Below are 8,575 nucleotides of genomic sequence, written 5' to 3'. Positions count from 1 at the left end.
CGGCCTTAGCTTATTCGACCCCGGTGGCTGTCCAGACGACCGGAACCACCGCACTCGACCCCCAGGTGGCGCCGCCCCAGCCGATGCCGGCGGAGCCGCATCCGTTGCCAGCCGGCGACCCGAACCCAATGCCGGTGGAGGGCCCTGGCCATCTTCAAGTGATGGCACTGCTGGGCGGGAGACCGGCGCGGTATGAGCCGTTCCTCCGCGAGCTGGCAAGAGCGCGGGGTTTTCGACGATTGGGCCGAAGAGTGCGCGAGAATCTTGAAGCGGAGCTGGCGCTGCTGGTACGGCAAGGGATGCTGGAGATCCGTGGCGACGAGATACGGCCGTTCTGAGTCACCGCACGGACGACGGGCCCGGCCACCGGGCGAGCCGCGCCGCACGGCCGCGGCGCCGGGCGTCACAGCGGGTCGCGGTGGTGCCTGACGCTTCGTCCACGGCCGCTCTTCCGTCTTCATGATCGGTCCGGGCGACCATCCTTTGCGCTCGCGCTACTGCAGTCGGCGCGGCGGCGTCCATCGGCATCGAAACGCTGTCCAGGAACCTCGAGACAGTGGGCTTTCGGTATCTTCATGACGCTGGATGATCCGACGAGCCCCTGCTTTCAGGTCGAGTGCAATTCCTCCCGGATCACTCGCCGCAGCGTCTCTTCGATCGTCTTTTGCTGCATCGCTTCGCGCAGGGCTGCGTTGATCAGGGTCTGGTAGCCACGTCCTCCGGCCTGCCGCTTGAACCACGCCACCACATCCGGATCGAGCGTGATGTTGATCTTTTGCTTCTTCATCGATGTGGGCTGCAAGCCGACGCGGTGCACCGCCAGCGCAAAATCTTCGGGCGACCAGACGGGCGCTTCATCGAAATTGTCAGAGGCTTGCAAAGTAGTATTCCCGTTCATGGCGCTCCGCCTTTCGCATCGAAATGACCTGGATCGTGTCTTCGGTTTCGCTGTGCGCGATGACCACCACCTCAACTCCCAACAACCCCACCGTGGAGAACCGTGCCTCGCCGCAGGGGAAGCGCGCATCGGGGCGCGTCAGGGTATGCCCGGCGAACACCCGTGCTGCGTCAGCGAAATCAAGCCGATGCTTCTTGAGGTTGGCCTGTCGCTTCGCATCGCTCCAAGTGAAGTTCATGCGTCAGTATAGACGATTGTCTCTATTGCAATGGTGATCTCACCCTTGCCGGTTTGGGGCGGGCAGGGCGCTCTTCAATGCATCGTCGCCCACAGCGCCTGTTTTCAGGACCCATCCGGGCGAGTATCCTTCACCCTCATGCGGCTGCGGTTGGCGCGGCGGCTCGTTGCGACGGCGAAAGGCGGTCCATGAACCTCGAGAAGGTGGTTTTCGGTTTCTTCATCGTCCTGGCCGCGACGCTGAACTTCGGCTTCTTCATCGGTGACATCGACCAGCCCCGGCACCACCACATCTACGAGCTGTTCGCGGCGATCGTCGTCAACCTGATCGCGACGGTGCTGAAGTTCGGTGACCGCACGCAGATCGGCGCCGTGCACCTGTCGACCAGCCTGGTGGCCGACCTGCAACTGGTGGCGGCGGCCGTCGTCTGGGCGATCGCCGTGCATGTCACCGGCGAGGGGATGTCCGCCGACGTCACCACCAGCGTCGTCTCGCTGAGCGGCGGCGCGCTGTTCGCCAACGTCGTCTCGGTCATCCTGCTGATCGTCGAAACGGTGATGCTGCGGCGCTGACGCGCGCGTGACGCAGACCAGATGAACGCCAGCGTCTTCTTCCTCGCCCTGCGGCGGATGCGCGCGCCGCTGATCGTGCTGATCGTCATCTATGCCGTGTCGACGCTCGGTCTGACGCTGATTCCGGGCGTCGATGCCGAAGGCCGGCCGGCACCGCCGATGAGCTTTTTCCACGCCTTCTACTTCGTCAGCTACACGGCGAGCACGATCGGTTTCGGCGAACTGCCGGTGGCCTTTTCCGAGGCGCAGCGGATGTGGGTGACGGCCGTCATCTTCCTCTCGGTGATCGGCTGGTCGTACTCGATCATCAGCCTGCTGACGCTGGTGCAGGACCGGGGATTCCAGCAGGTCCTGCTGAGCGGCCGTTTCGTGCGCCGCGTGCGGCATCTCGGCGAGCCGTTCTACATCCTTTGCGGCTGCGGCGAGACCGGCCTGCTGATCGCGCGCGCGCTCGACCGTGATGGCATCCGCGTCGTCGCCATCGAGCGCAGCGAGGCGCGCATCCAGGAACTCGAACTCGAGGACTTCGCCGCCGACATCCTCCTCCTCGGCGCCGACGCGGCGCAGCCCCAGAACCTGCTGCTCGCCGGCCTGCAGCACCGCAGCTGCCGCGGCGTGCTGGCGATGACCGACGACGACGGTGTCAACCTGGCGGTGGCGATTGCCAGCCGGCTCATCAACCCGCGGCTGATGGTCGTTACCCGCGTCGCCAGCCCGTCGGTCGAACGGAACATGCTGTCCTTCGGCACGCATTACGTGGTCAATCACTTCGAGAAGTTCGCCGACCACCTGGCGGAAGCGATCCACTCGCCGAACTGGTACCGCCTGGTCGACATCCTGACCGGTCTGGCCGGGCAGGAACTGCCGGTACGGCACGATCCGCCGGCCGGCGACTGGGTGGTCTGCGGCTACGGCCGCTTCGGGCAGGCGGTGGTGCGCAACCTCGAGCGGCAGGGCGTCAGCCTGACGGTCATCTCCCCCGAGTCCGAGCTGCCGATCGCCGCCCCGCACGTCGTCGGCCTCGGTACCGAGGCGGAGCCGCTGCGTGCTGCCGGAATCGAGAGCGCGGTCGGCATCGTCGCTGCGGGCGACAACGATACCAACAACCTGTCGATCGCCATCACGGCGAAGGAGATCAACCCCGACCTGTTCGTCGTCGTGCGCCAGAACCGGGTCGCGAACCAAATCCTGTTCGACGCCTACGACGCCGATTTCACGATGGTTCCGTCGCGCATCGTCGCCCGCGAGTGTCTCGCGCTGATCACCTCGCCGCTGCTGAGCCGTTTTCTGCAACTCGTCCGTGCCTGGCCGGAGGAGCGCGCGGCGCTGGTCGGCGCCCGGCTGGAAGATCTCTGCGGCGGCCGCGTGCCGCTGATCTGGGGCGTGCGCCTGAATGCCGCCGAGGCACCGGCGGTGCACCGCCTGCTGATGATCGAACAGGGCGCTATCCCGCTCGGCATCCTGCAGCGCGATCCGGCGGCGCAGCAGGAAGCGCTGCCGCTGCTGCCGCTGCTGCTCGTTCGCGACGGGCGCGATCATGAGCTGCCGGCCGACGAACTGATGCTGCAGCCGGGCGACGATCTCCTCTTCGCCGGCACGCGGGCCGCCAAGCTGGCGCAGAACCTCGCGCTCGACAACCGCAACGTGCTCGACTACGTGCTCACCGGGCGCGATGCGCCGGGTTGGCTGTGGCAGGTACTCGGGCTGGCGCGCCAGTCGCTGCCGGATGGCGGCCGTGGCTGACGCGGCGACGGCGTCGCCGGCCGCCGCCGGGTCGCATGCGCGTCTGGTCGGCTGCACCTGCATCGTCGCCTCGGCGGCCGGTTTCGGCGCCATGCCGATTCTCGCCAAGCTGGCTTACGCCGAGGGTGTCGACCTGCCGAGCATGCTGTTCCTGCGCTTTGCCCTCGCCGGCGTCCTGATGGCGGTGCTGATGCGCCTGCGCGGGCTGCGCTGGCCGCACGGCCGCACCCTGCTGTTGCTGCTGGCGATGGGCGGTCTCGGTTACGTCGGGCAGTCATTCTGCTATTTTGCTGCGCTGCAGCACGCGACCGCCGGGCTGACGGCCCTGCTGCTCTACCTCTATCCGGCGATCGTCACCGTTCTCGCCGCCGTCCTCGCCCGCCGCGGGCTGTCGCTGCTGCGCCTGCTCGCCGTCGCGGCGGCGCTGCTCGGCACCGCGATGGCGATCGGCGGCAGCCTTGCCGGCAGCCCCCTCGGCATCCTGCTGGGAGTCGCCGCGGCGATGATCTACTCGATCTACATCCTGGTTGGCGAACGAGTCACGCCGCAGGCCGGCGCGATGCCCTCGTCGACGGTGATCATGCTGGCTGCGGCAGCCGTCTTCGGCCTGATGGTCTGCTGGCGGGGGCCCGCGTTTCCGGCTTCGCCGATTGCCTGGGCGGCGATCGGCGGCATCGCCCTGTTGTCGACGGCGGTCGCGATGATCACCTTTTTTGCCGGCATGGAGCGTCTCGGCGCCGCCGATGCGGCGACGTTGTCGACGCTCGAGCCGCTGGTCACCGTCATCCTGGCGGCGCTCTTCCTCGGCGAGCAGGTCGGCGGCTGGCAACTCGCCGGCGGTACGATCATCCTGGCGGCGGTCATCGTCCTGGCGCGTTCGCAGCCGACGGCGCCACAGTCGCAGCGGCGCTGACGAGCGGCAGGAAGGCAAGCAGTTCGTCGATGACCGCCTGCGGTTTTTCGTTCATCATCGCGTGTCCGCAATCGGCGATCTCGACGTAGCGCGCGTGGCGCAGCGCGGCCTGCAGCGGCGGCAGGTTGCGGCGCGGCGTCATGCGGTCGCGGCGGGCCGTAAGCAGCAGCGTCGGGCAGCTGACGCGTGCCGCGGCTTCCAGCCCGTGCAGGTAGTCGTTGCAGTTGGCGAGGTCGATGGCGAGGACGCCGCGCGGACTGCGGCGCATGATCGCCAGGTTTACGCCGGGTCCCCAGATGCCGTGGCCGCCGCCGCCATGCAACAGGAAGCGCGGCGTCAGCGAATACTCGGTCATCATCCGGTAGACGCTGTCCGGGGCGCTGGCGGCGCGGCCAAGCAACGCGTCGGCGACCGGCATCGGCACCGAAGTGCCGAGCAGCGCCAGGCCGCTGCAACGCTGCGGGTGGCGGGCGGCGCCGGCGAGGGCGACGAGCGATCCCATCGAGTGTCCAACCAGCACGGCACGGTCGATGCCGGCCGCGTCGAGCAGTGCCGGCAACCAGTCGGCGAGGGCGTCGATGCTTGCCAGCGGCGGACCGGCCGAGCGGCCGTGACCGGGCAGGTCGGGGGCCAGCACGCGGCAGCCGGCGGCGGCGAGGCCGCCGGCCACCCGCTGCCACGCGTCGCCGTCGTTGGCGGCGCCGTGGATCAGCAGCAGCGGTGGCGCGGACGAGTCGCCGCGCTGCCACGGTTGGCCGCCGGTGCCCAGGTGGCAGCGGTGGCCGGCGACCACGAGTTCCATGCCGTGCCAGCGAATGCTCGCGGACGCCGCCGGCTCAGGCGAGGGCGTCCGGTTCCAGCAGGTGCTCGAGGGCGACGATGCGGTCCTTGAGCAGCAGCTTGCGTTTCTTGAGCCGGCGAACCAGGAGGTCGTCGGCAGGCGGGTTGAGCATCAGGTGGTCGATGACCTGATCGAGATCGTGGTGCTCGACCTGGAGTTCGCGCAGGTTGGCGCGGGTTTCGGCGATCTGTTCTTCGGTCAGCATGGTCGGCGACATCCCTTGGGTCGTGTTGTGGCTAGTCGAGCAGGGCCTGCAGCGCCCACAGGGCGAGCATGCCGAGAACGACGGTTGCCAGGGTGCTGCGCGTCCGCCAGGCAATCAGGGCCGCCACTGCGGCAGCCGCGATGCGCGGTGGGTCGGGGACAATGTTAGGCGCGCCAACGGCAAAAAACAACGGCGGCGCGATGATCGCCGCCATCACCGCCGCCGGCACGAAGCGCAGGGCCTGCTGCAGCCAGCCGGCGAGTTGCAGGCGCGCGAGCAGGGCGAGCGGTGCGAAGCGCAGGAGAAAGGTGATCAGGCCGATGGCGATGATCATCGACCAGATGAACGACTCGCCGCCCGGCGCGAAGGTGGTTGCGCTCAGCGGCCGCTCCCGAGCTTCTCCGCCGCCACGCCGGCAGCGACTCCGAGGAGTGCCGCGACGATCAGGTTGAGCTGCAGCGGCAGCGCAAGCAGGACGGCGGCGCTGCCGCCGGTGCCGGCGGCGAGGAGCATGGCGCGACCGCTGAGCAGCGGCACCAGCATGGCGATGAAGGTGAGCGGCACGATGAAGTCGAGCGACCAACTCGGCGGCACCAGGCTGCCGAGCAGGATGCCGGCGATCGTCGCCAGCTGCCAGCAGACCCATGTCGCCCCGCCGAGTCCGAGGTAGAACCAGTGCAGGTGCGGTTGCTGCGGGCTGGTGCTGCGCCGCACGATGGTCAGGGCGAAGGCCTGGTCGGTGAGCAGGTAGGCGATCGCCGCCTGCCAGCGTCGGCTCAGGCCGCCGAAGTGCCGCGACAGCGAGGCGCCGTACATCAGGAAGCGCAGGTTGATGATCGTCGCGGTGGCGAGAATGACCAGTAGCGGCGCGCCGCCGGCGAAGAGCTGTGTGCTGGCGATCTGTGCCGAGCCGGCGAAGATGACCCAGCTCATCGCCAGTGCCTGTCCGCCCGTCAGGCCTGCGTTGCTGGCCGCGGCGCCGCAGACGAGGCCGAAGGGGAGGATGCTCATGCTCATCGGGACGAAGGCGCGCAGGCCGTCGATAAACTCTGCGCGTTCGCCTGGGACTTGCGGCACGGGGTGCTTTTGCGAATAGAATAGAGGTTGAAATTGTAACCCTGAGAGAGAGCCGGAAGGAGTCAGATGGTCCATCACATTATCGTTTCGTTTGGGCGGGAGCGCGAGTACGAGTACAAGTTCTCGCACACCGAACTTGCGGCAGGCTCTCCGGAAGAAGCGCGGCGCTGGTTCGACAAGGAGTTCGCCGATCTCGAATGCGAGCCCAGCAACCCGATGGGCAAGGTGTTGATCATCGACAAGATTCTCAATGTCGCCCGTTATGGTGGCGAACACCGTTTCATCGAAGGCAAGGACTGGGCGACCCGCTTTGCCCGCTACACCGCCCTGGCCCTCGGTCGCGATACCGTCCGCATCGATGTCGAGGCGTTCAACATCGGTTACTGACCAGCCCCCGGGTGGGCGGCGCGGCGCAGGTTGCAAGGCTTGCGCCGTTTGTTTTTCCCCCTGCTGGCGGACCGCGGTGCCCGTTTTCCCGTCTCTCCGACAGGGGCGTGCCGCCGTGGCGGTCGGCAGTTGCTGCGGTGACAGGCGATGAACAAGGCTTTCGTGCGCGAAGCGACCGGCGACGAGGACGATGAGGAGTCGCTCGATCCGGCTCTCCGGCTGCCGCAGGGTACGCGCAACTACATCACGCCCGCCGGGCACGCCCGCATCCGCGCCGAACTCGAGCACCTGCTGCGCAGCGAGCGGCCGCAGGTGGTCGGCGTCGTGCAGTGGGCCGCCGCCAACGGGGATCGCTCGGAAAACGCCGACTACATCTATGGCAAGCGACGGCTGCGCGAGATCGACCGGCGAATCCGCTTCCTGACCCGGCGCCTCGACCTGGCGGAGATCGTCGACCCGGCGCGGCGCGAGAACACCGGCCAGGTCTTCTTCGGCGCGGTGGTCACCCTCTGCGACGAACAGGGTACGGAGAACACCTACCAGATCGTCGGGGTCGACGAGACCGACCTCGCACGAGGACGGATCAGCTGGGTTTCGCCGTTGGCGCGCGCGCTGCTCAGGTCGCGTGCCGGCGATGTCGTGCGCTTCCAGAGTCCGGCCGGATGGCGCGAGGTCGAGGTCGTGGCGGTCGACTACCCGGGCGACGAGGCCTGATCGATCGGCAGGGAATCGTCGCCGGCGGCCGGCACGAAGGCCGCAGCCGCGCCCTGCCTGGCGGCGCGGCGCGGGCTTGAAATGGTGGCGATCGTCCCCACTTGCTGCTCCATCGTCCGCGGCGCAAGGCTTGCGCCTTTTCGTCTTTCGCAAACCTCATTCACGGAGTCCTCGCATGGGTGCACAGAAGGAAACACTGGGCTTTCAGGCCGAAGTCAGGCAGCTTCTCAACCTGATGATCCACTCGCTGTACAGCAACAAGGAGATCTTCCTGCGCGAGCTGATCTCGAACGCTTCCGACGCCTGCGACCGGCTGCGCTTCGAGGCACTCAACAATGCCGCCCTGTACGGTGACGATGGCGAGCTGAAGATCCGTGTCTCCTTCGACAAGGAAGCTCGTACCCTGAGCATTGCCGACAACGGCATCGGGCTGTCACGCGAGGAAGCGATCGAGCACCTGGGAACGATCGCCAAGTCGGGAACGCGCGAATTCTTCTCGGCGCTGACCGGCGACCAGGCCAAGGATGCCCACCTCATCGGCCAGTTCGGCGTCGGTTTCTACTCCTCGTACATCGTTGCCGACAGGGTCACCGTGCTGTCGCGCCGTGCCGGTCTCGAAGCGGACCAGGCGGTGCGCTGGGAGTCCTCGGGGGAGGGCGACTTCACGGTCGAGATGGTCGAGCGTGCGCAACGTGGTACCGAGGTGACCCTGCACCTGCGCGAGGGCGAGGACGAATTCCTATCGAGCTGGAAGTTGCGCGAGATCCTGCGCAAGTACTCGGATCACATCACGCTGCCGATCCTGATGAAGAAGGAGCGCTGGGACGAGGAGCAGAAGGCGCAGGTGTCGACCGACGAGGACGAGACGGTCAATCAGGCGTCGGCACTATGGAGCCGCCCGAAAGCGGAGATCAGCGAAGAGCAGTACAACGAGTTCTACAAGCACGTCGCGCATGATTTCGAGGATCCGCTGGCGCACGTCCATGC

At 67.4% G+C, this 8,575-nt stretch carries 12 protein-coding genes; 6 read left to right on the top strand and 6 right to left on the bottom strand.

Annotated features, from left to right (window positions below; genetic code table 11):
- Nucleotides 1-607: 607 nt before the first annotated feature.
- Both NFW30_RS17805 and NFW30_RS17800 read right to left on the bottom strand, forming a co-directional pair.
- The gene (locus NFW30_RS17805; protein ID WP_295353823.1) at nucleotides 608-898 is read right to left on the bottom strand and encodes a BrnA antitoxin family protein; all 291 of its coding nucleotides are present in this window, start codon (nucleotides 896-898) and stop codon (nucleotides 608-610) included.
- Nucleotides 867-1,136, bottom strand: a complete 270-nt coding sequence (locus NFW30_RS17800) for a BrnT family toxin (protein WP_295353821.1) — start codon at nucleotides 1,134-1,136, stop codon at nucleotides 867-869. Before NFW30_RS17800 ends, NFW30_RS17805 begins: the two co-directional genes overlap by 32 nt.
- Nucleotides 1,137-1,324: 188 nt before the next feature.
- Here NFW30_RS17800 and NFW30_RS17795 point away from each other — a divergent pair, with 188 nt between their 5' ends.
- The 3 genes from NFW30_RS17795 to NFW30_RS17785 are packed head-to-tail and all read left to right on the top strand — an operon-like array spanning nucleotide 1,325 to nucleotide 4,364.
- Nucleotides 1,325-1,708 carry a DUF6394 family protein gene (locus tag NFW30_RS17795; RefSeq protein ID WP_295353819.1) on the top strand — a complete coding sequence of 128 codons (384 nt, stop codon included), beginning with the start codon at nucleotides 1,325-1,327 and terminating at the stop codon, nucleotides 1,706-1,708.
- Nucleotides 1,709-1,729: 21 nt separating this feature from the next.
- Nucleotides 1,730-3,451 (top strand): NAD-binding protein, encoded by a 1,722-nt coding sequence (locus tag NFW30_RS17790; RefSeq protein ID WP_295353817.1) that lies wholly within the window; start codon nucleotides 1,730-1,732, stop codon nucleotides 3,449-3,451.
- Nucleotides 3,444-4,364 carry a DMT family transporter gene (locus NFW30_RS17785; RefSeq protein WP_295353815.1) on the top strand — a complete coding sequence of 307 codons (921 nt, stop codon included), beginning with the start codon at nucleotides 3,444-3,446 and terminating at the stop codon, nucleotides 4,362-4,364. Before NFW30_RS17790 ends, NFW30_RS17785 begins: the two co-directional genes overlap by 8 nt.
- Here the strand turns inward: NFW30_RS17785 and NFW30_RS17780 are convergent.
- From NFW30_RS17780 to NFW30_RS17765, 4 genes are read right to left on the bottom strand one after another with little or no spacing between them, the layout of a single operon-like run.
- Nucleotides 4,312-5,166 (bottom strand): alpha/beta hydrolase, encoded by an 855-nt coding sequence (locus tag NFW30_RS17780; protein ID WP_295353813.1) that lies wholly within the window; start codon nucleotides 5,164-5,166, stop codon nucleotides 4,312-4,314. The genes NFW30_RS17785 and NFW30_RS17780 overlap by 53 nt on opposite strands.
- A gap of 34 nt (nucleotides 5,167-5,200) precedes the next feature.
- Complete coding sequence (locus NFW30_RS17775) at nucleotides 5,201-5,410, bottom strand: DUF465 domain-containing protein (RefSeq protein WP_295353811.1); 210 nt, start codon at nucleotides 5,408-5,410, stop codon at nucleotides 5,201-5,203.
- A gap of 31 nt (nucleotides 5,411-5,441) precedes the next feature.
- Nucleotides 5,442-5,744, bottom strand: coding sequence for an AzlD domain-containing protein (locus NFW30_RS17770; protein ID WP_295353809.1), 303 nt, complete (start codon nucleotides 5,742-5,744; stop codon nucleotides 5,442-5,444).
- Nucleotides 5,745-5,788: 44 nt separating this feature from the next.
- A complete protein-coding gene (locus NFW30_RS17765; RefSeq protein WP_295353807.1) occupies nucleotides 5,789-6,421 on the bottom strand; it encodes an AzlC family ABC transporter permease in 633 nt (210 codons plus the stop codon).
- A 132-nt stretch (nucleotides 6,422-6,553) separates the two neighbouring features.
- On the opposite strand from NFW30_RS17765, the gene NFW30_RS17760 reads away from it, so the two are divergent.
- From NFW30_RS17760 to htpG, 3 genes are all read left to right on the top strand, one after another.
- The gene (locus NFW30_RS17760) at nucleotides 6,554-6,874 is read left to right on the top strand and encodes a hypothetical protein (protein WP_295353805.1); all 321 of its coding nucleotides are present in this window, start codon (nucleotides 6,554-6,556) and stop codon (nucleotides 6,872-6,874) included.
- 147 nt (nucleotides 6,875-7,021) lie between these two features.
- Nucleotides 7,022-7,588, top strand: coding sequence for a transcription elongation factor GreB (greB, locus tag NFW30_RS17755; protein ID WP_295353803.1), 567 nt, complete (start codon nucleotides 7,022-7,024; stop codon nucleotides 7,586-7,588).
- A 175-nt stretch (nucleotides 7,589-7,763) separates the two neighbouring features.
- Nucleotides 7,764-8,575: molecular chaperone HtpG (gene htpG, locus NFW30_RS17750; RefSeq protein ID WP_295372430.1), on the top strand; the 812-nt coding region annotated here is incomplete at its 3' end.

The organism is Accumulibacter sp., assembly GCF_023806635.1.
GTDB lineage: Bacteria > Pseudomonadota > Gammaproteobacteria > Burkholderiales > Rhodocyclaceae > Accumulibacter.
Note: the sequence above shows the minus strand (reverse complement) of the source record. Positions and strands in the feature narration are given on the sequence as shown.

What these genes read in the sequence shown, in the direction of transcription:
- NFW30_RS17795 (WP_295353819.1), top strand. Translation starts at nt 1,325, where the DNA reads ATGAACCTCGAGAAGGTGGTTTTCGGTTTCTTCATCGTCCTGGCCGCG.
- NFW30_RS17800 (WP_295353821.1), bottom strand. Translation starts at nt 1,136, where the DNA reads ATGAACTTCACTTGGAGCGATGCGAAGCGACAGGCCAACCTCAAGAAG.
- NFW30_RS17765 (WP_295353807.1), bottom strand. Translation starts at nt 6,421, where the DNA reads ATGAGCATCCTCCCCTTCGGCCTCGTCTGCGGCGCCGCGGCCAGCAAC.
- NFW30_RS17805 (WP_295353823.1), bottom strand. Translation starts at nt 898, where the DNA reads ATGAACGGGAATACTACTTTGCAAGCCTCTGACAATTTCGATGAAGCG.
- NFW30_RS17775 (WP_295353811.1), bottom strand. Translation starts at nt 5,410, where the DNA reads ATGCTGACCGAAGAACAGATCGCCGAAACCCGCGCCAACCTGCGCGAA.
- NFW30_RS17780 (WP_295353813.1), bottom strand. Translation starts at nt 5,166, where the DNA reads ATGGAACTCGTGGTCGCCGGCCACCGCTGCCACCTGGGCACCGGCGGC.
- NFW30_RS17770 (WP_295353809.1), bottom strand. Translation starts at nt 5,744, where the DNA reads ATGATCATCGCCATCGGCCTGATCACCTTTCTCCTGCGCTTCGCACCG.
- NFW30_RS17790 (WP_295353817.1), top strand. Translation starts at nt 1,730, where the DNA reads ATGAACGCCAGCGTCTTCTTCCTCGCCCTGCGGCGGATGCGCGCGCCG.
- greB (WP_295353803.1), top strand. Translation starts at nt 7,022, where the DNA reads ATGAACAAGGCTTTCGTGCGCGAAGCGACCGGCGACGAGGACGATGAG.
- NFW30_RS17760 (WP_295353805.1), top strand. Translation starts at nt 6,554, where the DNA reads ATGGTCCATCACATTATCGTTTCGTTTGGGCGGGAGCGCGAGTACGAG.